At 62.1% G+C, this 25,203-nt stretch carries 26 protein-coding genes; 5 read left to right on the top strand and 21 right to left on the bottom strand.

The features are described 5' to 3' along the window. Position 1 precedes the first annotated feature (1 nt). The 3 genes from EDE05_RS08865 to EDE05_RS08855 all read left to right on the top strand — a co-directional run bounded on the left by EDE05_RS08865 (position 2) and on the right by EDE05_RS08855 (position 2,260). A complete protein-coding gene (locus EDE05_RS08865) occupies positions 2-1,012 on the top strand; it encodes an ABC transporter permease (protein ID WP_132409397.1) in 1,011 nt (336 codons plus the stop codon). Beyond that, positions 1,005-1,931, top strand: a complete 927-nt coding sequence (locus EDE05_RS08860; RefSeq protein WP_105371522.1) for an ABC transporter permease — start codon at positions 1,005-1,007, stop codon at positions 1,929-1,931. Before EDE05_RS08865 ends, EDE05_RS08860 begins: the two co-directional genes overlap by 8 nt. 131 nt (positions 1,932-2,062) lie before the next feature. Continuing rightward, a complete protein-coding gene (locus EDE05_RS08855; protein ID WP_105371521.1) occupies positions 2,063-2,260 on the top strand; it encodes a CsbD family protein in 198 nt (65 codons plus the stop codon). A gap of 242 nt (positions 2,261-2,502) precedes the next feature. Here the strand turns inward: EDE05_RS08855 and EDE05_RS08850 are convergent, their stop codons facing one another. Together EDE05_RS08850 and EDE05_RS08845 are read right to left on the bottom strand one after the other, a co-directional pair. After that, positions 2,503-3,507 carry a sensor histidine kinase gene (locus EDE05_RS08850; RefSeq protein WP_245422809.1) on the bottom strand — a complete coding sequence of 335 codons (1,005 nt, stop codon included), beginning with the start codon at positions 3,505-3,507 and terminating at the stop codon, positions 2,503-2,505. Between the two features lie 193 nt (positions 3,508-3,700). Further along, the gene (locus tag EDE05_RS08845; RefSeq protein ID WP_105371520.1) at positions 3,701-4,495 is read right to left on the bottom strand and encodes a response regulator; all 795 of its coding nucleotides are present in this window, start codon (positions 4,493-4,495) and stop codon (positions 3,701-3,703) included. Positions 4,496-4,664: 169 nt separating this feature from the next. On the opposite strand from EDE05_RS08845, the gene EDE05_RS08840 reads away from it, so the two are divergent. Together EDE05_RS08840 and EDE05_RS08835 are read left to right on the top strand one after the other, a co-directional pair. Continuing rightward, complete coding sequence (locus EDE05_RS08840; protein ID WP_105371591.1) at positions 4,665-4,847, top strand: NepR family anti-sigma factor; 183 nt, start codon at positions 4,665-4,667, stop codon at positions 4,845-4,847. Then, positions 4,844-5,410: an RNA polymerase sigma factor gene (locus tag EDE05_RS08835; RefSeq protein WP_105371519.1), complete on the top strand. Its 567-nt coding sequence runs from the start codon at positions 4,844-4,846 to the stop codon at positions 5,408-5,410. The genes EDE05_RS08840 and EDE05_RS08835 overlap by 4 nt, the downstream gene beginning before the upstream one ends. 58 nt (positions 5,411-5,468) lie before the next feature. Here EDE05_RS08835 and EDE05_RS08830 read toward each other — a convergent pair whose 3' ends face one another. From EDE05_RS08830 to EDE05_RS08740, 19 genes are all read right to left on the bottom strand, one after another. Continuing rightward, the gene (locus tag EDE05_RS08830) at positions 5,469-5,924 is read right to left on the bottom strand and encodes a hypothetical protein (protein WP_105371518.1); all 456 of its coding nucleotides are present in this window, start codon (positions 5,922-5,924) and stop codon (positions 5,469-5,471) included. Further along, positions 5,924-6,271, bottom strand: coding sequence for a DUF883 family protein (locus EDE05_RS08825; protein ID WP_105371517.1), 348 nt, complete (start codon positions 6,269-6,271; stop codon positions 5,924-5,926). The genes EDE05_RS08830 and EDE05_RS08825 overlap by 1 nt, the downstream gene beginning before the upstream one ends. Positions 6,272-6,550: 279 nt before the next feature. Continuing rightward, positions 6,551-7,948 (bottom strand): amidase, encoded by a 1,398-nt coding sequence (locus EDE05_RS08820; RefSeq protein WP_132409399.1) that lies wholly within the window; start codon positions 7,946-7,948, stop codon positions 6,551-6,553. A 22-nt stretch (positions 7,949-7,970) separates the two neighbouring features. After that, the gene (locus EDE05_RS08815) at positions 7,971-8,789 is read right to left on the bottom strand and encodes an ABC transporter permease (RefSeq protein WP_132409401.1); all 819 of its coding nucleotides are present in this window, start codon (positions 8,787-8,789) and stop codon (positions 7,971-7,973) included. Then, complete coding sequence (locus tag EDE05_RS08810) at positions 8,786-9,736, bottom strand: ABC transporter permease (protein ID WP_132409403.1); 951 nt, start codon at positions 9,734-9,736, stop codon at positions 8,786-8,788. Before EDE05_RS08810 ends, EDE05_RS08815 begins: the two co-directional genes overlap by 4 nt. 270 nt (positions 9,737-10,006) lie before the next feature. Continuing rightward, positions 10,007-11,536 (bottom strand): ABC transporter substrate-binding protein, encoded by a 1,530-nt coding sequence (locus EDE05_RS08805; RefSeq protein ID WP_132409405.1) that lies wholly within the window; start codon positions 11,534-11,536, stop codon positions 10,007-10,009. Between the two features lie 141 nt (positions 11,537-11,677). Further along, positions 11,678-12,607 carry a LysR family transcriptional regulator gene (locus EDE05_RS08800; protein ID WP_132409407.1) on the bottom strand — a complete coding sequence of 310 codons (930 nt, stop codon included), beginning with the start codon at positions 12,605-12,607 and terminating at the stop codon, positions 11,678-11,680. A 29-nt stretch (positions 12,608-12,636) separates the two neighbouring features. Further along, the gene (locus EDE05_RS08795) at positions 12,637-13,386 is read right to left on the bottom strand and encodes an ABC transporter ATP-binding protein (protein ID WP_105371511.1); all 750 of its coding nucleotides are present in this window, start codon (positions 13,384-13,386) and stop codon (positions 12,637-12,639) included. After that, positions 13,383-14,228 (bottom strand): ABC transporter ATP-binding protein, encoded by an 846-nt coding sequence (locus tag EDE05_RS08790; RefSeq protein ID WP_112799212.1) that lies wholly within the window; start codon positions 14,226-14,228, stop codon positions 13,383-13,385. Before EDE05_RS08790 ends, EDE05_RS08795 begins: the two co-directional genes overlap by 4 nt. Continuing rightward, positions 14,225-15,157 carry an ABC transporter permease gene (locus EDE05_RS08785; RefSeq protein ID WP_105371509.1) on the bottom strand — a complete coding sequence of 311 codons (933 nt, stop codon included), beginning with the start codon at positions 15,155-15,157 and terminating at the stop codon, positions 14,225-14,227. The genes EDE05_RS08790 and EDE05_RS08785 overlap by 4 nt, the downstream gene beginning before the upstream one ends. Further along, on the bottom strand, positions 15,154-16,221 hold the full coding sequence (locus EDE05_RS08780; RefSeq protein WP_105371508.1) for an ABC transporter permease: 1,068 nt from the start codon (positions 16,219-16,221) through the stop codon (positions 15,154-15,156). Before EDE05_RS08780 ends, EDE05_RS08785 begins: the two co-directional genes overlap by 4 nt. 17 nt (positions 16,222-16,238) lie before the next feature. Continuing rightward, positions 16,239-17,882 carry an ABC transporter substrate-binding protein gene (locus EDE05_RS08775; RefSeq protein WP_132409409.1) on the bottom strand — a complete coding sequence of 548 codons (1,644 nt, stop codon included), beginning with the start codon at positions 17,880-17,882 and terminating at the stop codon, positions 16,239-16,241. A gap of 47 nt (positions 17,883-17,929) precedes the next feature. Further along, the gene (locus EDE05_RS08770) at positions 17,930-18,979 is read right to left on the bottom strand and encodes a dipeptidase (RefSeq protein ID WP_105371506.1); all 1,050 of its coding nucleotides are present in this window, start codon (positions 18,977-18,979) and stop codon (positions 17,930-17,932) included. Positions 18,980-19,067: 88 nt separating this feature from the next. Further along, positions 19,068-19,745, bottom strand: coding sequence for a phosphoribosyltransferase (locus EDE05_RS08765; protein ID WP_105371505.1), 678 nt, complete (start codon positions 19,743-19,745; stop codon positions 19,068-19,070). A 9-nt stretch (positions 19,746-19,754) separates the two neighbouring features. Continuing rightward, positions 19,755-21,542 carry an adenine deaminase C-terminal domain-containing protein gene (locus EDE05_RS08760; protein WP_165924126.1) on the bottom strand — a complete coding sequence of 596 codons (1,788 nt, stop codon included), beginning with the start codon at positions 21,540-21,542 and terminating at the stop codon, positions 19,755-19,757. Further along, entirely contained in the window at positions 21,539-22,462 is a 924-nt protein-coding gene (locus tag EDE05_RS08755) for a nucleoside hydrolase (protein ID WP_105371504.1), read from the bottom strand. Before EDE05_RS08755 ends, EDE05_RS08760 begins: the two co-directional genes overlap by 4 nt. A gap of 12 nt (positions 22,463-22,474) precedes the next feature. Then, on the bottom strand, positions 22,475-23,500 hold the full coding sequence (locus EDE05_RS08750) for an ABC transporter ATP-binding protein (protein ID WP_134100653.1): 1,026 nt from the start codon (positions 23,498-23,500) through the stop codon (positions 22,475-22,477). Next, positions 23,493-24,275, bottom strand: coding sequence for an ABC transporter permease (locus EDE05_RS08745; protein ID WP_105371502.1), 783 nt, complete (start codon positions 24,273-24,275; stop codon positions 23,493-23,495). Before EDE05_RS08745 ends, EDE05_RS08750 begins: the two co-directional genes overlap by 8 nt. Beyond that, positions 24,272-25,114, bottom strand: a complete 843-nt coding sequence (locus EDE05_RS08740; RefSeq protein ID WP_105371501.1) for an ABC transporter permease — start codon at positions 25,112-25,114, stop codon at positions 24,272-24,274. Before EDE05_RS08740 ends, EDE05_RS08745 begins: the two co-directional genes overlap by 4 nt. Between the last annotated feature and the right edge of the window lie 89 nt (positions 25,115-25,203).

Below are 25,203 nucleotides of genomic sequence, written 5' to 3'. Positions count from 1 at the left end.
GATGTTCACATACACCTTGCGGCGATTGCTTTTTGCAATCCCGACGCTGCTGGTTATCAGCTTCGTCATCTTTGCGCTGCTGGATCTTGCGCCCAGCGATCCGACCGGCGATCTGCCGTTGACGATCCCCCCGGAAGTCCGCGAACAGATCCGCGCTTCTCTCGGCCTCGATCAGCCTTTCCTCATCCGCTATCTGAAATGGCTGCAGCAATTCTTCATCAATGAACCGCTCAACATTTTCGAAAGCCTCACCGGCTGGCAGGTCGGCGACGGCGAGCGCATGCGGGTGCTCTCCTGGGCGACCCGAAGCCCGGTGGTCGATCTGATCGTCCAGCGCCTGCCGCAGACCCTCTGGGTGGTCGGTCTCGCCTATCTCTTCGGCGTCCTGATCGCCATCCCGATCGGCGTCATTTCCGCCTACAAGCAATATTCGATCTTCGACCAGATCGGCACCTTCCTGGCCATGGTCGGCTATTCCGTTCCGACCTTCTTCACCGGCGTCCTCCTGATCGTCATCTTCTCCTCCTATCTGCAATGGTTTCCCTCGGTCTACGACACCAATCTGAGGGTCACGGACTTTGGAAGTTTCGTTGCGCAAATGAAGCAGATGATACTGCCCGTCACGGTCCTGGCTCTCTTCAACGCGTCCCAGATCACCCGTTTCGTGCGGGCCTCGATGCTGGACAACCTGCATCAGGACTATGTGCGGACCGCCCGCGCCAAGGGCGTCAAGGAAAAGTCCGTCCTGCTCATCCATGTGCTGCGCAACAGCCTGATCCCTGTGGTGACGGTCATTGCGCTCGGCGTCCCGACGATCTTCTCGGGCGCCATCATCACGGAGCAGATCTTTCGCGTAAATGGCCTCGGCCAATTGCTGATCACTGCCGTGCAGGGGGCGGATATCCCGCTCGTGCAGACGCTCACCTTCATCTTCGCGGTGCTGATCGTGCTCTTCAACCTCATCGCCGACGTACTCTACGGCATTCTTGATCCGAGGATCCGTTATGACTGATGCGACCATCGTAACCGCACCGCCCGCCAAGGCCGCCTCGCCCGCTCGTTCCGCCCTCGTCGATATATGGCGACAGTTTCGCGCTCACAGAGGCGGCGTCGTCGGGCTTATCGTCTTCACGTTCATCGTGACGGCGGTCTTCGTCGGCCCGTATATCCACCGGGTGGCCCCGAATGCCATCAACATCCGCGACAAGAACCAGTGGCCGTCGCTCGCTCACCCGTTCGGCACCGACAATCTGGGCAAGGACATGCTTGCCCAGGTGCTCGCCGGCGGACGCATCTCGCTTGCCGTCGGCATCACCGCCATGCTGCTGGCGCTCTTCCTCGGAACGCTGGTCGGTGTCGTCTCCGGCTATATCCGAAGGCTCGACGGCCCGTTGATGCGGATCACCGACCTGTTCCTGGCGCTGCCGCTCCTGCCTTTGCTGCTCGTCATCATCATGCTGTTCCGCGACACGCTCCGCGCCGCCTTCGGACCGGAAACCGGCATCTTCATCCTGATCGTCTTCGTGATCGGCATCACCAGCTGGATGCATACCGCCCGTATCGTCCGCGGCGACGTGCTGGCGGTAAAAAGCCAGGAATTCATCCTGGCGGCGAAATCGAGCGGTATGCGGGAGTACCGGATCATCCTGAGGCATATCCTGCCCAACGTGCTGAGTTCCATCATGGTCTCGGCCACGCTCGGCATCGCTTCGGCGATTATCACGGAGTCGGCTCTTAGCTTCCTGGGCCTTGGTTTCCCCTCGGATTTCCCGACCTGGGGACGCCTCCTGTTCGACGGCGCAAATTTCCTGCAGCTCACACCATCGCGCGTGCTCTGGCCGGGCCTGGCGATCTCGCTCACTGTGCTCAGCGTCAATTATATGGGCGACGCAATCCGCGACGCGCTGGATCCAAGGGCGTTGAAACACTGATCCGCCCCCATGCACCCAGATGGCGGCTTCGGCCGCCATTTTTGTTTCATCCTCCGTCGGAACCAGCTCAGGGATCATCTCGTTCAATTGCTTGGTGGAATGACCCACCCCACAAACACGGGAGCAAGACGATGAACTGGAATCAGGTGGAAGGAAATTGGGAACAGTTCAAAGGCAAAGTTCAGAGCCAGTGGGGCAAGTTGACCGGCGATGATCTGGATGTCATCGCGGGCAACCGCAAGCAGCTCGCCGGCAAGATCCAGGAACGCTACGGCAAGGCACAGGACGAGGCCGATCGGGAAGTCGACGACTGGCTCCGCCGGCACTGAATTTTTTTTCGAGGGTCCCGGAACCTATTCCGGGACCACTCGTTATAGCAGTGTTCGAAGGCAACCCCCCGTCCCCCGCCCTACAAAAGCCTTCGGACATACTCTTCAATCCCCCTCGAAGAGACGAACTGGCTCGGCTCCGTCAATCGGAACCGGGCCAGCTCAGTTTTGTGGGCAAACAATGGGTAGCCGGTGGCCTCCATCACGACGGCAGGCTGGGCGCCGAAATCTCCGCTATCTTCTCAGTCGTTGGCGCCTTCCAGAGGGAAAACGAGCCTGTAGCTGATGCGGTCATAGGCGATGACATATTGAGCCTTGCCGTTGACGGCAGCCGGGACGACGCGCTCCAGCACTGTGCTGCCGAAATGCGCCTTCAACGCCTCTTCATGCTCCTGCGAGTTGACGGCTGCTTCCAAAACCTCGTCCCAGACGATCTCCAGCACGTCATGGCCGTCGAGTTGCATCCGCCCGCAGGTGATATTGATGACGCGGCCGCTGCGCAGAAGCGACCCGTGGCTTACCGCATTGACGATCAGTTCGTGCAAGGCGAGCCCGAGATGCAGCGATGCATTCGGCGTCAGCAGCACGTTGTCGCCCTCGACACGCACCAGATGTTTGTTTTCCGGCAGGTATTTTTCCGTCTGCTGCTGCACGAGCTCGAAGAAATAAGCGCCGCGCCAGCTGGAATCGGTAATCAGGTCCTGGGATTGCGAAAGCGAATAGAGCCGCCCCCGGAACTTGTGCAGGAAAAGCTCGAGAGAGCCGGAATAACGGGCCGTCTGCAGCGCAATGCTCTGGATGATCGCAAGCAGGTTCTTGGAGCGGTGGCTGACTTCTCTCAACAGCGCCCGCAGCAGCCGCTCGCGATGGCGCTCCTCCGACCGGTCGATAATGGTGGTGACGAGGTGGATGCCGCGCTTTGAAAATTCCACCGCCTGCACGCGAAATTCGTAGACCTGCTCGGTTCCGACGGTGATTTCGATATGGCCGTTTTTGCCCGGCTCGGTGATGGCCGACTTGAGAGCCTTAAGCTTGGCGGCTACGTCTTCGCCAAAGAGGCTGATATCGCTCGGCGTCGTCACGTGCTCGGTTGCCCAGACCTCCGGAAGGTTTGTGACGAAGAGATAATTGAGGCGGGAATCCTGGATGATGACGCTCACGCCGAGATCCACGAGTGCCGGCATGAAAAATTCACGCAGTTTGTCATCGCTCTGACCAGCCTGCTGCCATGTCAGGGGATGCGACAATTTCCTCACTCCGTTGCGGACTTCCGGGGAAACCGGGGTGCCCGCTGGAGAGACCCCGGATTTGCAAGTTTGGCATTTATAGGACGTCGCAAGTGCTGGAACAACCCGGCAGCGACGACATCAGCTGCCGCTAAAGGAGTAGGCAGGGTCGCGCCAGCTGGCGACGACCGCTGTTCTCCTTGCGTCGCGCAGATCACGCAGCCGCCTTCACCGCCTCGTTGAAGAAGAGCGCCTGGCTGATCAGTGCCTTCACCATGTCCGGATTGAACGGCTTGGTGACGAGGAAGGCAGGCTCCGGGCGTTCGCCGGTCAGGAGCCGCTCCGGAAAAGCGGTAATGAAGATGACCGGCACACTGGACGACTTCAGGATTTCATTGACGGCGTCGATACCGGAGCTGCCGTCCGCAAGCTGGATATCGGCAAGCACCATCTTCGGATGAGACGTATTGAAGAGCGAAATCGCTTCCTTGTGGGTGCGCGCGATGCCCGTGACACGGTGTCCGAGGTCCTGCACCATCTGCTCGATATCAAGCGCAATCAGCGGTTCGTCTTCGATGATCATGATCTCCGTTGCAACCTGGCGGGAGATCTCGCGGGTCGCTTCATCGAGCAGGCGGTTGACTTCGCTGACGCTGACATCCAGCACCTCGGCTGTTTCCTCGATACTGAAACCTTCGACCGATATCAGCAGGAAAGCGTGCCGGGCCTGCGAGGGCAATGTCGACAGATTGGATGCCGCACGTTGCTCCCACGCGAAAGGCGACTCGATCGGCCGGATTTCGATGTTGGTGGAACCAAAAATCGTGACGAATAGTTTATAAAGCGAGACACGGTCCTTGGACGTTTCCGGGAATATAGAAACGTCTGCGATCAGCGCTTCCAGGACCGCAGCGACATAGGCGTCTCCCGAGGTCTGAGATCCGGTGACTGCCCTTGCATATCGACGCAGATAAGGAAGGTGAGACGCAACGCGTGTGGTAAGTGACATACAAAATCTCCCCTGATGCCCGACGGGCAATTGACCCATTATGAACGTGGGCAAGTAAAAAAAGTTCCGGAAGGGGGAACTTATTTTCCTCCCAGGAATTCTCATGCCCGAGATATCGCAACAGGCTGCCCGCGTGATGAGTGAAGAAGAAGATAGAAAAAAAGATGATATGACGACAATTCAACCCCACGAAGTCAGACCTGGAGCGGTGCAGCCTAACGCTTCCATTTCTCGCAAACTGCGCGAATTCTACGATGCCGTGCAAGAGGAAGGAATTCCGGACCGTTTTCTCGACCTTCTTGAGCGCCTGGAGCAGGCCGAGAGAAACGCAAAGCCGGTGAAAGTAAAATGAGCAAAGAAGACGAGATCGACGATCGCGGCTTCAAGCGCGACCTCCTGGCGTCGCTGCCCAATCTGCGCGCTTTTGCGGTATCCCTGACCGGCCGGCACGACAAAGCCGACGACTTGGTGCAGGACACGATCATGAAGGCCTGGGCCAACCAGTCCAGCTTCACTGCCGGGACCAACATGAGGGCCTGGCTGTTTACGATCCTTCGCAACGAATTCTACAGCCAGATGCGCAAGCGCGGCCGCGAGGTCCAGGACAGCGACGGCCTCTTCAGCGAGCGTTTTTCGGTGCATCCGGAGCAGTATGGCCGCCTCGACCTTCAGGATTTCCGCAAGGCTCTCGACAAGCTGCCCGACGATCAGCGTGAAGCGATCATTCTAGTGGGAGCTGCCGGCTTTGCCTATGAAGAGGCCGCCACGATCTGCGGCTGTGCCGTCGGCACGATCAAGAGCCGTGTCAGCCGGGCCCGTACCCGTCTTCAGGAATTGCTCGGCGTCTCCGGCGAAGGCGACTTCGGTCCCGACCCGGACCACGCCGCAATCACCGCCCGCGCCTTCGGCAGCTGAAAATCAAGCGGTTGATCAACAAGGAAAAGCGGCCCCCGAAACCGGGGGCCGCTTTTTATTATTCGGCCGGTTCGTCAGCATGACGCTTGGCCGGCGCCATCTGTCTCGTCAACAGGAAACCAAGGCCGGCCGCAACCGAAACAAACAGGAGCGGCCGCGACTTTACGATCAACGGCAGTGCCGAAAGTGCCGCGGTTGCCATCAGCGCCTTGCTGCTGTTGGCTGCCGCTGCTTCGCGTTTGCGCCTCGCCTCAGCCCGATTTGCCGTCGCGACCCAGAAATACATAATGAGAGCCAGGACGAGCGCGCCGCCTGCGACGACCAGCAAGGCCATCGGCATGCCCCACAGGCCACCGAGATAGACGGCGAGCGCCGCGACCACCAGCGCATAGGCCGTCAGCAGGAACAGCAGTGCGAAACCATAAAGAATTGCGTTTCGCCTGAACCGGCTCATGAACGCCGCGATGTCGATCGCGGCGAGCGAAGCCAGGAGAGGCCCAAGTCCCGTCATCATCAGCGGCGCGTCATCAGTGCGAACAGGAATCCGACGCCTGCGGCGATCGCGACGGCCTGAATGGGGTTTGTCCGGATCTGACGCTCGAGGTCGCGCTCCAGCGATACGGCCTGTTCGCGGGCGGCCTCCACCATATGCATGGATGCGTCGGCCGCCTCGTGGGCAGCGCGGCGCGCCTTGCCGCGCACTTCGCTTGCCTTCTCGTTGCCGACGGTGGCGACAGAGCGGGCGAGCGAGGCGATGTCCTCCCGAAGCTGCTGCAGCTGCGCTTCGATGTCCTTCGAAGCGGCAGAGTTCTGGCCGTTGCCGCTGCGGGCGAATTCGCTGGTCGGATTGGCAGTGGGCATATTCGATCTCCTCGGTTTATCGGTTCTTTGAAGCACTCAGGCCGCGATCCGGCTTTGCGAAAAATCAAATGACGCAGAAGTGGGTGAGCAGATCGGTCACCGGAATCCGGTCATCCAAGGCCACAGGAATATACCTCTCATCTTCACCCCTCCTCGACAAATACGTGACGAGCGCGCGGCTTTGCGGTCCCGTTTCGGACTGCCCGCGTTGAACGCGGCAGAAACGTGATTGTTCCGAGACAAGGTATGGAGCAGAAGACCTGCCGATGAATCGTAGGATCAGTTCGTGGCGGGCGGCTCCGGCCAGCGAGCGATGCCGCCAGTCCATTCTTCGAAGGCTCGGGAGAGCTTGAGGACGAGCATGTCGTCGAAGCGCGGCCCGACGATCTGCAGGCCGATCGGCATGCCGGATTTCGAGAAGCCGCAGTTGATGGACGAAGCCGGCTGCTCCGACATGTTCCAGGGAACGGTAAAGCCGATATGCTCGAATGGCAGCGCCGGATCGTTAGTGGGTGACGCCCATTCGGCCGGATAGGAAACGATCGGATTGGTAGGCGAGATGACCGCATCGACGGTTGTAAACAGCCTGCCGCAGGCCTTGCGCATCTCGATCGTCTGATTGAAGCCGCGCACTGCCTCGACGCCGGAAACAGAAGCGCCTCCTTCCGCCCATTGATAGATATAGGGCAGGATCAAGGCTCTGCGCTCCTCCGGCATCTTCTCGATATCGCCCCAGAAGCGTGAGCGCCAGAAATTGTCGAGCCCATCGAGCATGACGCGGGTCATCACCGGGTCGACCGGGACGACGATGGCGCCCGCCTCCTCGAAACGTTTGGCCGCCGCGACAACCGCATCGCGGACCTCGTCGTCGAGCGGCAGACCGACACCCGCGTCGAGCATCAGCCCGATCCTCATGCCCTTCACATCCAAGTGGAGGTCGAGCCAGTCGAAGGCGTTGGGCGGCAGGCTGGTGCCGTCACGCCAGTCCGGCCGCGAAAGTGTCGCCATGGACATGGCGGCATCCTCGACCGTTCGGGTCATCGGACCGGCGCAGCGGCCGACGTAATAGGGATCGACCGGGATCCGGCCCTGGCTCGGCTTGAAACCGAAAAGGCCGGTCCAGCCGGCCGGCAGACGCACCGACCCGCCGATATCCGTGCCGATATGCAAAGGTCCGAAACCGGCCGCACCGGCCGCCGCTGCTCCGGCGCTCGACCCGCCCGGATTTTGTGTCAGATCCCAGGGGTTGCGGCTCAGGTGATGGAAGCTCGAAAGGCCGGAGGAGAGCATGCCGTAGTCCGGACACGTGGTCTTGGCGAAGATCACCGCGCCGTCTTCCCGGCAGCGTGCGGCGATCGGCGCGTCCTCGGCGGCCGGCACGAGTTCCACCGCAGCCGTACCGAGCGGTACCGGCTGGCCCTTGGTGGCGATTAGTTCCTTGAGCGTGACGGGCACGCCGTCGAGGGGACCGAGCGTCTCGCCCTTCATCCATCGTTCGGTGGAGGCGGCGGCCTGGCCGCGCGCGCTGTCCGGATCGTAGAGATAAAGCGCCTGCACATGCGGCTCGAAAGCCGCAATGCGGTCTTCGACCGCCTGCCAATATTCGGAAGGAGAGAGCTTGCTGGCCGCATAGAGGCCCTGCAGCTCGCGGATGGTCAGTTTCAGGAGGTCGTTCATCGCAATATCTTCGTTCTTGAAATCAGGAATTGTCGCGCGGATCGAGAAGGTCCCGCAGCCCGTCGCCCAGCATGTTGAGGCCGAGGACGGCGAGCGCGATGGCAAGGCCCGGCATCAGGGCCAGCCATGGTGCCTGGCCGAGAAAGGTCTGGGAGTCGGCAAGCATCCGGCCCCAGGTCGGCGCCGGCGGCGGCATGCCGAGACCGAGAAACGAAAGCCCCGCCTCCGTCAGGATCGCAAGCCCGAGCTGGATCGTCACCTGCACGATGATCTGGTTGGAGATGTTCGGCAGCACGTGGACGAGTGTGATCTTGGCTTTCGATCGTCCCATTCCCACCGCCGCGGCCACATAGTCCCTTGTCCAGATCTGCAGCGCCGCACTCAGCGTCAAACGGGCAAAGACCGGCACCATGAAGACGCCGATCGCGACGATCGCGGTGAACCGGCCGGAGCCGATGAAAGCGCCGAGCATCATGGCTGACAGGATCGGCGGCACGGCAAAGATGATGTCGCAGCCGCGCATGACGATGAGTTCGAGCCAGCTGCGCCGCATGGCCACGACGACGCCGACCATGGTGCCGATGCTGGCGCCGAGCGCCACGGCAAGAATGGAGGTGGACAGCGAATTCCAGGCGCCGACCATCAGCGCGGAGGCCACGTCGCGGCCGAACTGGTCGGTACCGAGCAAGCCGAATTCGAGCGGCGCCTTGAGCTTGTGGACGATGTTCATCTTGGTCGGCGGCAACGGCGTCCAGACGAGCGAGAGGAGTGCCACGGAAAACAGCCCCAACGAGATGAAAAGCCCGATCAGCAGGACGGGACGGCTAAGCGTTTTCCTCATCGCGCACCCGCCCTCAGGCGCGGGTCGATCGCCAGGTAGGCGAGATCGACCACGAAATTCATGAGGATCACCAGACCTGAGAAAAACAGCACGACATCCTGCATCACCACGATATCCCGCTGGGAAAGCGCCTGATAGGCAAGCCGTCCGAGCCCCGGCAGATTGAAGACGTTTTCCACCAGCACGGCGCCGGCAATCAGGAAGGTGAATTGCAGGCCGAGCATGGTGACGACAGGCACCAGCGCGTTCGGCACCGCATGCCGCCAGATGGCGGTGCCGTCGCTCAGGCCCTTGGCGCGCGCAGTGCGGACGAAATCCTCGTTCATCACTTCAAGCACCGCCGCCCGTGCCACCCGCGTCAGCACACCCGCCTGCGGCAAGGCGAGTGCCACCGCCGGCAGGATGAGAGCCTTGAGGCCGGCGGACAATCCGGCCTCCCAGCCGGGGAAGCCGCCCGCCGGCATCCAGCCAAGCATGGTGGAAAAGAGAATGATGAGGATCAGCCCGACCCAGAAGGCCGGCACCGCAATGCTGATATAGGAGAACAGCCCGGCGGCAAAATCGAAGGCGCCGTTATGCCTGCGTGCCGCCTGCACGCCGAGCGGAACGGCCACGAGAACGGAGATGACGATCGCGATCAGCGCCAGCGGGAGGGTGACGCCAAGCCGTTCGGCAATCAGACCGGCGACAGGCACCCCGTAGGTATAGGACTGGCCGAGGTCGCCTTGCAGGACGCCGCTAAGCCAGGCGAGGTATCGCACCGGCAGCGGCTGGTCGAGGCCGAGCTGTTTCTGGAGCGCGGCAAGCGTTTCCGGACTGGCCGACGTGCCGAGCATGATCGCCGCCGGATCGCCGGGCAAAAGGTCCATGACCGTGAAGATGATCAGGGAAACGACGAGAAGCGTCACGACGAGGCTGAGAAAGCGGCGGATAAGGATGGAGATCATGGGGAGACCTCCCGATTTTGAACGATCCTCATTCCTGTGTTTGTCATAGCGACGAGGGTACGGGAAGCGGTACGGCAAGCTCCCACCGATCTCCCCCCTTGAGGGGGAGATGTCACTGAAGGTGACAGAGGGGGGTAGCAACGGCGCGGCAAACACGATGGCTCAAGAATATGCTGAGAGGTTACCCCCCTCTGCCCTGCCGGGCATCTCCCCCTCAAGGGAAGAGATCGATATGCCGCACGCACCCCACTCCAACTCATCGCTCAGGCTTCACTCTTCCCAATGAACATCCGTGAGGACGTTCGACGGGATCGGCTCGTTTTCCCAGAGCCCCTTCACCTTGGCGTTCCAGACGCCGAGTTTCGGCATCACGAAGAGGTAGAGCGCCGGCACGTCACTGGCGAGAATGGTCTGCGCCTCGCCGTAGAGCTTTTCCTGCTCGGCAGGGTCCGAGGTCCCCTCCACCTTTTTCAGAACCTCGTTGAAGATCGGGTTCTTGTAGTTGAAGTAGTAGGGATCGCGGGCATAGATATCGATGTCCATCGGTTCGGCATGAGCGACGATCGTCATGTCGTAATCCGCGGCCTTCAGCACGTCCGCCACCCACTTGGCGGGGAATTCGGTCGTTTCGATATTCATCGTCACGCCGATTTCGGCAAACATCGCCTGCAGTATCTGCGAGGTCCGCTGCGCATAGGCCATCTGCGGCGCCTTGATGGTGAAGGTAAATCCATCAGGATAACCGGCCTCCGCAAGCAGCGCCTTCGCCTTTTCCGCGTCATAGGCATAGACGCCGGTCAGATCCTTGTAGCCGCGGTCGTTCGGCGTGTAGTGGCTGCCGATCGGGGTCCCGAAGCCGGACCATGCTCCTTCCACCACGGTCGCGCGATCAACCGCCATCATCAGCGCCTGCCGGACCTTCTTGTCGCTGAACGGTTTGCGCGTGTTGTTCATCCCGGCAACCACCTTGAGCTCGGTATTGCCGATCACGGTCGCAAGCGTCTTGTCGCCTTCGAAGGACTTGATGAGTTCCGGTGCAGCGAATTCCGGAAACGCATCCACATCGCCGGCCTTGAGCGCAGCCGCCTGGGCCTGCGGATCGCTGATAAAGCGGAATGCGGCCGTGTCGAGCTTCAGCGACACGGCCTTGTTCCAGTAGTCGGAATTTCTGGCGAGATCGACCTTCGATCCCTTTGCCCAGCTTACGAACTTGAATGGGCCTGTACCGATCGGAGTCGTCTTGTTCTCAGCCGCTGATCTCGGTTCCACAATGCTGGAGGACGGCCAGCCCAGCCAGTAGAGCAGGCTGCCAGCCGGCTGCTTGAGCTTGAGGACCAGTGTCGATGCATCCGGCGTCTCGATCGTGTCGATCGAGGCGAAATAGCGCTTCTGCGGATTGACGGAATCTGCGCCGCGAGCCCGGTCGATCGAAAATTTCGCGACGGAGGAATCGAAAGCGGCGCCGTTGTGGAATTTGACCCCCTGACGCAGCTTGAACGTGTAGGTGAGGCCGTCCGGCGAGATCTGCCAGCTTTCGGCAAGCTGCGGCTGCACCTTGCCGGCCCTATTGATGGTCGTCAGGCCTTCGAAGATGTTCTGCCAGGTCACCTGGCCGATGGCGACCGGTGCGGCGATGGTCGGGTCGAGACCCGCCGGCTCGATCGTCATGCCGACCGTGATTGCAGTCTTGGGCGCCGCTTCAGCACCCCTTTCCGCGAGGAAAGTACCCGCGGCCACAGCCAGCGCGAATGTCGCGCCTTTCAGAATCGTAGCCGAGTTCAAGAACGTCATCCTGCCCATCAATGTCCCCTTTTGGTTCACGATCCGGCCTGATCGGCACCTGCAGGATCGCTCTTTAACCGGAGTGTGTCATTTCGCAGGTGCACACACAATGCAGATTTTTGTGTTCTCTGTGTAGCCGAAATCGATACACAAACACGTTTAGCTCGCCGCTTTGCGGGCCGCCGGCTTGCGGTTGCCGGCGCCCCGCATGAACCCTTCGATGAAATCGACGAGCTTGCCGGCCGCGAAGGAAAGCTGCCGGTCCGGCGCGACGCAGAGATCGATCGGAGTACGCACACCCTTGCCGGCCGCAATCGGTACGGCGACGAGCTGGCCCGTATCGATCTCGCGCTGCACGGCAAGCGCTGGCAACAGCGTTATCGCGGCGCGGCGCAGCACCAGTTCCTTGAGCATTTCCAACGCCCCGGTGACGAAGACCGGGTCAAGTTCCAGTCCGTCTCTGGAAAAGATCTCCTCGAAAGCCTGTCTCGCGCCAAAACTCTTGTCCGGCAGCGCAAGCGGCATCTGGGCGAGATCGCGCAACGTCATTTCCCTGGCTCCGGCCGCCGGGTGATCGGCCGCCATGATGACGTCATAGGTGATTTCGGAGCGCAGCCGCACCTTCACGCCGGATATCTTCGGCGCAAAAAGCGTCACGACGAGATCGGCTTCGGCGGCAGCCAGCGCCTCCACCGCCTCGCGGGCGCTGGTGATCGTCACCTCGAACCTCAGCTTCGGATATTTTAGGCTGAACTCCGCCAGAACCGGCGCAAGGAGATTGGCGACCGTCGCTCCATTGGCATAGATCACCACCCGCCCGCGTTGAAGCCCCTGCAGGTCGTCGATGAGCTGATGCACATGCTCCAGCTCCCGCAGCGTCCGCCCTGCCCTTGCCGCCAGCAGCTCGCCGGCGGCGGTCAGCTTGATGCCGCGATTGCTGCGCTCGACGAGCGGCGTCCCGAAATAATGCTCGAGGTTCTCGATCTGCCGCGACACGGCGGTGGCAGCGACATTGAGGTTCTCTGCCGCCGCCCGCATGGAGTTCGTCCGCACCAGTTCATCGAAATACATAAGCGCGCGAAGCTGCATGCGACCCTTGTCCTGTCAAACCTGCCCTGTCAGCCGCGGCGGAAACCTTCGCTGGCAACAAGCAGCTGGCGGGTATAATCGGCGGAAAACTCGCGCTTTTCCAGCGCTTCGACCGGCATGGTTTCCACCACCTTGCCGGTCTTCATCACCGCCAGCCTTTCGCACATGTGGCTGATGACGCCGAGATCGTGGCTGACCATGACGAAGGTGAGGTTCCGGTCGCGCCGCGCCTGCTCGAGAAGGTTCAGAATTTCCGCCTGGATCGAGGCGTCGAGCGCCGAGGTCGGCTCGTCGAGGAGCAGGATCTTCGGCTCCAGGATGAGAGCCCGGGCGATCGCGATGCGCTGCCGCTGGCCGCCGGAAAGCTGGTGCGAATAGCGGAAACGGAAACCCGATCCCAATCCCACCTCGTCGAGCGCCCGGGTGATCCTCGCCTCGATATTGTCGAAACCGTGGATGACGAGGGGTTCCAGCAGCAGGCGGTCCACCGTCTGGCGCGGATGCAGGGAGCCATAGGGATCCTGAAAGACCATCTGGACGGTCTGGTAGAAGTCCTTGTCGCGCCGCCGCCCGGAATAGGAGCGGCCGTTGACCGTGAGCGTACCTTGGGAAAACGCTGTCAGACCCGAAACGGCCCGCAGCAGCGTCGATTTGCCGGAACCGGACTCGCCGACGATCCCGAAGGACTCGCCCACGCCGACATCCAGGCTGACATGGTCGAGCGCCGGAAAGCCGTCATAGCTGACGAGCATGTCGCGGATGGAAATCGCAGAGGTCATAGCGCCCACTCCCGCTTGCGATCAAGCACCGGCAAGGGGTGCCGGTCGGAGCCGATGGTCGGCAGGCAGTTCAAAAGCCCGCGTGTATAGGGATGTTGCGCATCGGCAAGGTTGGCGGACGGCAGCTCCTCCACGATCTTGCCGGCATACATGACGATGACGCGGTCGCAGAAGGAGGAAACGAGCCTCAGATCGTGGGAGATGAAGATCAGCCCCATTCCGCGCTCGGCCACCAGCTTGTCGAGGATCGACAGGACTTCGAGCTGCACGGTGACGTCCAGTGCCGAGGTCGGCTCGTCGGCAATCAGCAGCTCGGGGCCGCAGATCAGCATCATGGCGATCATCGCCCGCTGTCCCATGCCGCCGGAAACCTCGTGCGGATAAAGGCCGAACACCCGTTCCGGATCGCGGATCTGCACCGCCTCCAGCATGGCGAGCGCCCGGCTCTTCGCTTCCGCCGAGCTTACCTTCTCATGGGTCTTGAGAGTTTCGACGATCTGCCGGCCAATCGTCGAAACCGGGTTGAGCGAATATTTCGGGTCCTGCAGGATCATCGCGATCCGCTTGCCCCTGAGCGCCCGGCGCTCGGTCTTCGGCATGGCCAGAAGATCCCGATCCCCAAAGGCGAGCTTCCTTGCGGTGATCTTCGCGTGGCCCGGCGTCAGCCCCATGATGGCGCGGCCTGTCTGCGACTTCCCGGAACCGGATTCGCCGACGATGCCGAGCCGTTCCTTGCCGAGCGTGAAGGAGACGCCGCGCACCGCGTTGACTTCACCGGTACGCGTCGGGAACGTGACGCGAAGATCCTCGACCGTCAGGAGCGGGCTTGGTGATCCGGTCATTGGCCGGCCTCCTTCGGATCCAGCGCGTCGCGCAAGCCGTCGCCCAGAAGGTTGAATCCGAGGCTGACGATCAGGATCGCAAAGCCCGGCATGGCGGCGACCCACCACTGGTCGAGAATAAATCGGCGGCCGGATGCGATCATCGCCCCCCATTCGGGAAGCGGCGGCTGGGCGCCGAGCCCGAGGAAGCCGAGGCCGGCGGCGATCAGGATGATGCCCGCCATGTCGAGCGTGACGCGGACGATCAGCGAGGAGAGGCAGAGCGGCATGACGTGACGCAGGACGATGCGGAAGGGCGACGCGCCCATCAGCTTCACCGCGGCGATGAACTCGGAATGGCGGAAGGTCAGCGTTTCGGCACGGGCAATGCGGGCATAGGGCGGCCAGGACGTGACGGCGATGGCGAGGATGGCATTCTCGATGCCGGGGCCGAGGGCCGCCACCAGCGCAAGCGCCAGCACGAGTTTCGGGAACGCAAGGAAGATATCGGTGATGCGCATTAGCACCGCATCGATCCAGCCGCCGGCATAACCGGCAACCGTACCGACGATCAGCCCGATCGGAGCCGCGATGACCGCCACCAGCACGACCACGAGCAGAGTCAACCGGGAGCCGTGGATGAGACGCGAGAGGATGTCGCGCCCCTGGTCGTCGGTTCCGAGCAGATAGCCTGCTGTTCCAGGCGGCAGCAGGCGTGCATTGCGCAGGTCCCCCTGCACCGGATTGTAAGGCGCCAGCACGTCAGCCAAGGCCGCGACCACAAGCAGAAGGATGAGGATGCCGAGCCCCACCAATGCCAGCCGGTTTTCCGCAAACCGCCGCCAGACGATATAGGCACGTCCGAGCCGCGCCTGCTTGCGCGAGGTCGGGCGGTCGGAGAGCAGCCATTCGCGGCTATAGGGTCTCGTTTCGGGTTCCACGATGCTCATCGGTTGCGAGTCCTCGGGTCAAGCGTGCGGTAGAGGAGATCGGAGAAGATGTTGATGCCGACGAAGACCGACCCGATGATCAGGGTGCCGCCGAGCACCGCGTTCATGTCCGCATTCTGCAGCGAATTGGTGATGTAAAGGCCGAGCCCCGGCCACGAGAAGATGGTTTCAGTCAACACCGAACCCTCCAGCAGGTTGGCGTAGGAAAGGGCGATCACGGTCACCAGCGGCACCGCTGCGTTTCTCAGCGCGTGAAACCAGATGATGCGGGCCTCGGAAAGCCCCTTCGCCCGCGCGGCCACGACATACTCCTGCGAAAGCTCGTTCAGCATGAAGGAGCGGGTCATGCGGCTGATATAGGCGAGCGAGAAATAACCGAGCAGCGATGCCGGCAGGATGACATGCCGGAACACGTCCCAGAACACATCCCATTGTCCCTGCCAGGCTGCATCCAGAAGGTAGAAGCCGGTGATCGGCGTGAAGGTATATTCGTAGACGATGTCGATGCGGCCCGGATAGGCAACCCAGTTCAGTCGCGCATAGAACAGCACCAGCGACAGGAGCCCGAGCCAGAAGATCGGCACCGAGTAGCCGATCAGTCCGATCACCCGCACCACCTGGTCGGCGATGCTGCCGCGCTTGACGGCGGCCAGCACTCCGAGAGGAACGCCAAGCAAGGCTCCGATTAGCGTACCGATCGTTGCAAGTTCGATCGTCGCCGGGAAAACCCTCGCGATATCCGTCATCACCGGATTGGTGGTCAGCACGGACGTGCCGAAATCGCCCGAAAGGGCCTGTTTCACATAGAGGTAGAACTGCTGGTAGAGCGGCAGGTTGAGCCCCAGCTCCTCCCGCACGCGCTCGACCACATGGGCAGGCGCGCGATCGCCCACAATGGCGAGCGCCGGATCGATCGGCACGACGCGGCCGATGAAGAAGGTGACGGCCAGGAGACCAAAAAAGGTGGTGACCGCGGTGACCACGAAACGCAGCACGGCGGTCAGCAACGACGAGGCACGGCGCCTGTTGCGCCGTGTCGCGATTGTCGAATCGGTGAGGGTCAAGGAACCGGCCCTTCCGGTTATTCCTTGGAGACCGTATAGACGAAGTTGGTATCGAAGCTCGGGCCCAGCTTGAAGTTCTTGAGCTTGGAGGAATAACCCGCGACTTCCGTCTGCTGGAAAACGATCACGAACGGGCTCTGGGCCAGCACCTTTTTCTGCAGATCCTCGTAGGTCGCGGCACGCTTTGCGCTATCTTTCTCGAGCAGCGCGCCCTTTGAGGCGTCGCTCAACTCCTTCGGCACGTCCCAGGCATTGCGCCATGCGAGCGTCTTGTTCTTGCCTTCGTCGGAATTGTCCAGGTTGATCGTAAAGGTCTCCGCATTCGAGTTCGGGTCGAAATAGTCCGAGCCCCACTGACCGATATAGATGTCGTGCTGGCGGGCGCGATACTTGGTCAGCGTCTGCTTGCCGTCGCCGGGGATGATGTCCATCTTGATCCCCGCCTGGGCGAGCGTCTGCTGCACGCTTTCGGCAATCCCGGTAACCGGCTGGGTGTTGCGGACATCCATGGTGACGGTGAAGCCGTCCTTCAGGCCCGCCTTCGCCAGCAGCTCCTTGGCCTTGGCGACGTCCAGCTTGTACGGATTTTCGTTAAGCGCCCCAAGCTGTCCCTTCGGCAGGAAGGTCTGATGGATTTCGCCGATGCCCTTGATCAGCGTGGCGCCGATCGCATCGTAGTCGACCAGATATTTGATCGCCTCGACCACTTCCGGCTTGGCAAGGTTGGGATTCTTCTGGTTAAGGCTGAAATAGTACAGCGTGCCCTTCGGAGCCGAGGTCGTGGAGATGCCTTGCTTCTTGGTAACCGCATCGAGGTCGCCCGGCTCGAGGTTGCGCGCAATGTCGATGTCACCGTTTTCAAGTGCCAGCCGCTGGCCCGCGCTTTCCTTCATATGGCGATAGATCACCCGCTTCAGCGTCGGCTTCTCGCCGAAGTAATTCGGGTTGGCTTCCATGATCACCGCCTCGTTGGCGCGCCATGCAAGCACCTTGTAAGGTCCCGAACCGGCATAACCGGTCTTCAGGAATTCGTTGCCGAAATCGGTATCGTATTTGTATTCGGCGCTGGGCGTGACCTTCTTGGCCTTTTCCATCACGACCTTCTTGTCGACAATGGACGCAACCGTCGCGGTCAGCACGTTCAGCACGAAGCTCGGTGCATAGGGCTTGTCAACCACGAACACGAAGGTGTTCGGGTCGGATGCCTTCGCTTTTTCGGCCACGTTGTCGCCGGTCAGGCCGAACTGGGTGAGAAGGAATGCCGGCGACTTGTCGAGCTTGACGGCACGCTCGAACGAGAAGGCGACGTCGTCCGCCGTGATCGGGTTGCCGGACGCGAATTTCAGGCCCGACTTGAGCTTGAAGGTATAGGTGAGCCCGTCGTCGGAAACGGTCCAGCTGTCGGCGAGTTCGCCGACCACCTTCGACGTGTCGCTCGGATCGAGCATGACGAGCTTGCTGTAGCTGTTGGCGGTCACTTCCGCGGTCGACAGTTCGAAGGCTTCGCCGGGGTCAAGGCTGATGATGTCGTCGATCGCGAAGCCTTCGACCAGCGTGTCGGCGGGCGTCACCGCGAAGGCCTGCGGTGCGGCCATCAGCAATACGGAAAGGGCAGCGCCGGTCGTAAGCACGCGAAGGCTTTTGTTCAGCGAATGAATCATGGTCGTTGTTCCCTGTTTTTCCTTTTTTGGACCCCTGGAGAAGCAACCTATTCGTGCCAGGCCTTCCCCAAAACTCTCAGCCAGTTTTCCCGGCACATCTTTATGAGTTCGTCGTCAGCGTATCCCTCAGTTTTGAGGGCCGCAACCAGATTCTGATTGCCCGCAGCATCCTGAATCTCTTCGGGAATCGACGCTCCGTCGAAGTCCGAGCCAAGTGCCACGTGATCGATGCCCATGCGGTCGACAAGGTGGTTCACATGACGCACCATGTCGGAAAGCGGCGTCGATACATTGTCGCGCCCGTCGGGGCGCAACATCGTGACCGCATAGTTGAGCCCCACCAGGCCGCCGCTCTCCTTGATCGCGTCGAGCTGCTTGTCCGTCAGGTTGCGGGCGACCGGCGTCAGCGCATAAGCGTTGGAATGGCTGGCGATCAGCGGCTGGTCGGTGGTCCTCGCCACATCCCAGAAGCCCTTTTCGGTGATATGCGCAAGATCGATGAGGATGCCGAGCCTGTTGCAGGCCCTGACGAGTTCAAAGCCGAGATCGGTAAGCCCCGGGCCGGTGTCGGGCGACATCGGATAAGCGAAAGGTACGCCGTGCCCGAAGATGTTGTGCCGGCTCCAGACGGGTCCGAGCGAGCGCAGGCCGGCGGCGTAGAAAACCTCCAGATTGTCGAGGTCGGGATCGATCGCCTCGCAGCCTTCCATATGCATGACGGCGGCAAAGATGCCGTCCTCCATTGCCTGACGGATTTGGGCGGACGAACGGCACAGGCGCCACGCTCCCGCACGATCGAGACGGAGCGCAATCGCGGCCTTCTCCAGCGCGATCGCCAGCGAAGGAAGGTGATCGAGCGGCGCGGAAAGCGGCGTTTCGTAGCGGCCGTTAGCGTCGGGCTCCTTGAGAACGAGGTCACCTGACGGAATATAGATGGCGCAAAGCCCGCCCGCGAGGCCGCCGGCCTTGGCGCGGGGGCCGTCGATATGGCCGCTGGGCGTACCGTTCATGAACTCGGAGACCGGGTCGCCACCCGCCTTCATGGTTCGCCAGAGGCGTAGAAGCACGTCGTTATGGCCATCGAACACCAGTTCCATGAAGCTATTCCCGATTTTGTGAGAATCCCGCGGTGAGTGATCTGTCGATCCTATTCAGACATCAGCCTTTCGCAAGGCACAAAACGCCTCAGGCGGTCCAGATCCCCTCGCCCGCCTTCTTCAGCATCGGCGTCCTGAAGACCCCGACGACGCGCGGGCGCCATTGAGGGCCGAAGCCGTCGAGCCGGTCCTGCCAGCGCTCCGATTGCAGCATGGCGGCACCGACTGCCACCGGCTCGATCCCGAGCGATGCCATCAGGGAAAGGCCGGAGACGATCGACGCGCCGCTTGATATCACGTCGTCCACCAGGGCGACGCGCTTTCCTTCAATGAGCGGCAGCATGCGCGGATCGACGTAAAGCCGCTTCTGCTGTTCGGGCGTCGTGATCGAGGATAGCGGCACCGACAGGCCTTCGTCGTACCAGAACTTCTTCGAGGTCCCGAGCGGCACATAGCGGGCGAAACCGAGAGACCGGGCGACGGCCGCCGCCAGTGTCAACCCGAGCGTCGGCAGGCCGACGACTACCTCCGGCCGATGCGCCGCAAGCTTCGGAGCAAGATCTGCGGCAAGCGCGTCCTGAACGTCGAAGCTGGCCTGGTTGATGATCAGCGACGCCAGCGCATGCTCCCCATCGGCGAGAGGACGGATCGGCAGCCTGATCTGGCGGCCGTCGTCGAGCGTGGCGGGAAAAAAGCCGGAGAACGGTCCACCACGATCGAATGTGCCCGCCGGGTGGACGTCCTGCCAGAAATCGTGCGGCTGCATGCGCGTTTCCTATTCGAGCACTTCGAGGATCGGCGATTCCATGAGCGTGCCGGTGGCGACATCGGCAATGCCGCGATCGGTCTGATGCGGACCTGCATTGCAGGCAAGCGTCGCGCCGAAACAGGCTTTGAAGATTAGGTAGGGCGGCTGCCAGTCCACCACGCGGTCCATGGCCGCGCGGATTTTCTCAAAGCTCGCGGAAACCTCCTGCATCGAGGCCTGCGAGACGAGGCCGGAAAGCGGAAGAGGCAGCAAGGCTTCGATCTTTCCGCCGATTGCCACCGCCATTCCGCCGCCCGCGGTTATCACCGCATTGGCGGCCGCCGCCATGTCGGCGGGATCGGACCCGAAGACGGTGAGGTTGTGGCTGTCATGGGCGAGCGTGGTTGCGAAAGCGCCCTTCCATTTGCCCCAGCCGGTGAGGAACCCAAGACGGGTGCGGCTGTCGGCGCGGCCGTGGCGGTGGGTCACGGCGATCAACGTCGCGCCCTCCGGGGGTACCACATAGCCGTCGACGACATCCGCATCCGTCTGCCCCCAGTTCGTGAAACGCGGGCGATCGATGGTCGCGAGCCGCACCTTCCTGCCCGTCGCGGGAAGCCTGAAATCCTCGGCCTGGAGGGGCTCAAGCTTGACCGAGTCGCGAAGCAGCGACGGGTCGGCGGCAAACAGATCGATCGTCATGGCCCCGGCCCGCGCGGCCAAGGTGCCGCTTGCAAAGACCTGGCGCGCGCGGAAATCCTTGAGATCCTCGAACAGCACGATGTCTGCCCGCCGACCGGCGGCGATGAGGCCGAGGTCGGCACGACCAATCCTGACGGAACCGTTCAAGGTGGCCGCCTGCAACGCCCATTCCGGTTTCATCCCATAGCGGACGAGCCGGCGCACCACATCGTCGAGACCGCCGTTCTTGGCGAGATCGTCCGGAAAGACATCATCCGTCGCGAGCGTCACGGTCTGCGGCAGCTGGCCGAGTCCATTGAGCGCCTGGACGAATTCCGGCAGCAGGTGGTCATGCGAGCCGCGCAGCTCGATTGTAAGGCCTGCGCGCAGTTTGGCGATCAGATCCTCGCCCGAGACGAGCTCGTGGTCGGAGGTCACGCCTGCCGTCATGAATGCCTGGAGATCCGGTCCCGCGAGGCCGCGCGCATGGCCGCAAACGAGTTTCTCCGAGGTCAGCGCGGTTTGCACGATGGCACTGATGCGAGGTTCGCGGTCGATGACGCCGCGCATGTTCATCACCTCGGCAAGCCCGGCGATCTTCGGCCAGAAAAGCATCTCCTCGATGGCCGAGACGTCGAAATCGGCTCCTGCCACCTCGAAACCGGGAGCGGAAGGGACCGAAGACGGTGCCAGCACGACGGCCCGAAGCGGCAGCAGCTTGACCGAATCCAGCGCCCAGCCGACCCCGTCGATGCCGTGCACATTGCCGAATTCGTGGGGATCCCAGACGACTGTCGTGACGCCGCGCGGCAGGACGGTGCCGGCATAGGTCGCAGGCGTCACCATCGAACTCTCGATGTGCATATGGGTATCGATGAGGCCTGGCGAAATGAAGGTGCCGGACGCATCGACGATCTCAGCCGCATCGGACCGGCTGCCGGCCTCATGAACGCTGGCGATCAACGGGCCGATGATGCCGATGTCGGCAGGGCGTAGCTCGCCGGTCACCACGTCGACCAGGGTACCGCCGGTTATCAGGATGTCGAACGGACCGTCGCCTCGCGCGGCCGCCACCGCGCGGTCGCGCAACCCGGGCTCTGTAAACTCCTGTACGGTCGCTATGATGCTCTTCACCAGCTTGCCTCCGCGCGCAATGTTTCGAGGATAACGGTTCTTGCCTTCTCGACGTCGATCTCGACGCCGAAGGCTGCATTGAATTCCCCACGGCCGGCCCGCGTCTCGATGACGGTGCGTCCGCGCGTGAATGTTCCCGCAAGCTCCACGTCGAGGCGAGCCTTTCGCCAGATGACTTGTTCGGGATGAGCGAAGGCGACCGCCGCCACTGCATCGTAGAGTGGCATGGCCGGGCGGCCCCGGCTCGTGGCAATGGCGACGAACCCGGCGAGCAGATCGGCGAGCAGCGCCGCATTGCGCCCTCCCGCAGCTCGGATCGGCGCCACGTCCTCGGGCGCACAGAGAACCTGGCGACAGAGATCGAGATCGATCATCCGGAACGGGATCCCGTGCGCCAAAAGGATTGCCAGCGCTTCGGGATCGGCGAAGGCGTTGAATTCGGCGGAAGCCGTGTGATTGCCGGAAGTCACCCCACCGCCCATCCAGGTGAGATCGGTGATCCTGTCGGCTAGATCCGGCCGGGCAAGCGCCACGGCGGCGATATTGGTAAGCGGGCCGAGTGCCAGGACGCGCCGTTCTCCCTCATCCTTCTCCAGCCAGGCGCAAAGCGCTTTAAAGGCATCGTTGTGGAAGGTATCGGCGAACTCGGGAAGGTGGAGACCAGTCGTCGGCATGCCGGCATCGCCCAGAACGTTGGCCGCCGTTTCCAGCCGGCCAAGTGCGGGAGCGGCGCGTCCGGCATGAATTGGGAACGGCCAGACGAAGGCTGACGCTGCGCCGGCGGCGTTGTGGCGGACACGCTCCAGCGGCGCATTGCCGAAGACGAGCGAAACACCGTCGATCGCAAGTCCCGCATGCGCAGCCACCATGACCGCTGCTATGTCGTCGAAGCCCATGTCGGTATCGATCCAGATGCCCATGTCAGCGACGCCTTACGAAAACTTGGAAAGGAGCGCGGCCTTTTCGGCCGGCAGGTCGAAGAGAAGATCGGCACCGAGCGGGTGAGCGGACAGACCTGCCTCGACCTCCGCCTTGATCGGGCCGAGCGAAGTATCCAGCAGATATTCCCGGCTATCGCCGGCAAAGGATGTGCCGCGCACAGTGCCCCGGAAAGGACCAGTTCCCAGGGTCACCATACGCGGCCGCCAGGCGAGACCCGCCGCTGAAGGGGCCTCGCCTGAGAGTTCGATCAGGCCGCCGCTCGTCCTGAGCCTGCCGCCTTCAAGAGGAAAGATGTTTTCGAAGCCGACGAAATCGGCAACGAAAGACGAGACGGGGCGGTTGTAGATGTCCTCCGGTGATCCGATCTGCTCGATCGCCCCGCCCTTCATCACCACGATCCGGTCGGCGAGCGCCAGCGCCTCGGCCTGGTCGTGGGTGACGAAGATCATCGTCACCCCTGTTTCCTTCTGGACGCGCTGCAGTTCGGTGCGCATTTCGAGACGCAGGCGGGCGTCGAGGTTCGAGAGCGGCTCGTCGAGCAGCAGCACCTTCGGCTCCATGACCATGGACCGGGCCAGCGCCACGCGCTGCTGCTGGCCGCCCGAAAGCTCCGCCGGGTTGCGGTTCGCAAAACTCGACAGGCCGACGGATTTCAGGCCGGCCTGAACCTTGGCATCGAGATCGGCACCCCGCATTCCCTTGAGCTTCAATCCGAAAGCGACGTTTTCATAGACGGAAAGATGCGGGAACAGCGCATAGGACTGGAACACCAGGCCGACGGCGCGCTTGTTGGCCGGCACCCAGGTCATGTCGGCACCGTCGAGACGGACATGGCCGCTTTTCACCGGCAGCAGGCCGGCGATCGCGCGCATGGTCGTCGTCTTTCCGCAGCCGGACGGGCCGAGAAGCGCGATCAGTTCGCCCTTCCTGATGTCGAGATCGAGATCGGCGACCGCGACCGTGTCGCCATAGGCGAGCGTCAGCTTTTCGAGCGAGAGGTAGGACGCATCAGACATAGCGGGAAAATCCGAGAAAACGTTCGGCGGCAAAGACGATGCCGATGGAAAGAAAGGCGAGCAGCGAGGAAAGTGCGGCAACCGACGGATCGAAGACGATCTCCATATAGGCGATCATGTCCACCGGAAGAGTGCGCACGCCCGGCCCGGAAAGGAAGAGCGACACCGGCACCTGGTTGAAGCTGGTGACGAAGCCGAGGATGAAGGCCGACATGATGCCGCCGCGGATGTTCGGCATCACCACCCGGAAGAAGGCACCGAGCCGCGACGAGCCGAGCAGCACGGCGGCCTCCTCGATATCGGAGCGCAGGTTGTCGAGGCTGGCGGAAACGACCCGCACCGCATAGGGCAGCACCAAAGCCGTATGGGCGACGAACAGCGCCAGCGTTATGCCCACCTGGAAGGGGACCACGATATAGCGCAGGAGCGCCAGGCCGACGATGATGCCCGGCACAATGATTGGCGCGGAAACGACGGTGCGGACGATTTCCGCGCCCGGCAGCTTGTAGCGCGACAGGGCATAGGAGGCCGGAATGCCGAGCACCAGCGCCGCCGCTGTGCCGCCGATCGCCAGAAACAGGGACATGGCGAAACTTGCCTGGAAACTCTCGACCGTGAAGACCTTGGCGATCCAGCGGAGGGAGAAGCCCTGCGGCGGGAAATTGAGCGTCTCGCCGGCCGAGAAGGAGGCTGCCACGATGATCAGGAACGGCCCGATCAGGAAGCCGAGCACCAGAACCAATGTAATGGGGATGAAGAGGCTGCGCGCATTCATGGCCGGCTCCTCATCTTGTTCCTCGCGGTCGCAACGCGCTTCAGGAGAATATTGGCGGCAAAGCTCATGACGATCAGGATGAAGGCGATGACGCTCGCCGAGACGAAATTGTTGGAGACCGAAACCTGCTGGTAGAGCAGCGTTTCCAGCATCAGCACTTTGGAGCCGCCGAGGATGGCCGGCGTGATATAGGCCGTCAGACAGCCGGTGAAGACCAGCGTGCCGCCGATGACAAGACCCTCCTTGGTCAGCGGCAGCACCACTTTCCAGAACACCTGGAACCAGTTCGCGCCGAGTACCCGGGCGGCAGGAATGGCGTCCTTCGGCATGTTTTCGAGCGCCGAGATCAGCGAGATGATCATCAGCGGCAGGAAGAGCTGCAGAAGGCCGATGAAGATCGCCGTCTCGGAGAACAGGATGCGCAGCGGCACTTCAGTAATCCCCAGAGCCTGAAACGCCTGGTTGACGATGCCGGTGCGGCCGAGGATGACGATCCAGGCGTAGGTGCGAGCCACCGGCGAGATCATCAGCGGCAGCACGACGAGCCCCGTCATCCGGCCCTTGGCGCCGGGCTCCAGGCTGACGATCGCGAATGCCGCCGCATAACCGATCACCGCCGAGACCACCGTCACCAGCGCTCCGAGCTTCAGCGTGCGCAGGAAAACGGTCTGGTTCAGAGAATTGGAAAAGAAATCCGTATAGGCCGAGATCGTCCAGCCGCCAGCGGAACTGCGAAATCCGTCGGAAAGCAGGATCACCACCGGCACGAGGAAGACCGCCGCGGCGAAGAGCGCGGCGGGCAACGCAAGTGCAAGCGCTTCGGCCCTGTTTTGAAACATCTGAAGTGACCCTGTTCCGCAGAAAGTAGGGATGCGGACAGGCATTCGCGCGCTGCCCGCATCCCTCAGCCTTGGGAGGCTATCTCGTA

It is taken from the genome of Neorhizobium sp. R1-B (genome assembly GCF_004368875.1).
Lineage (GTDB): Bacteria > Pseudomonadota > Alphaproteobacteria > Rhizobiales > Rhizobiaceae > Neorhizobium > Neorhizobium huautlense.
This window is presented reverse-complemented; position numbering and strand designations above follow the sequence as displayed.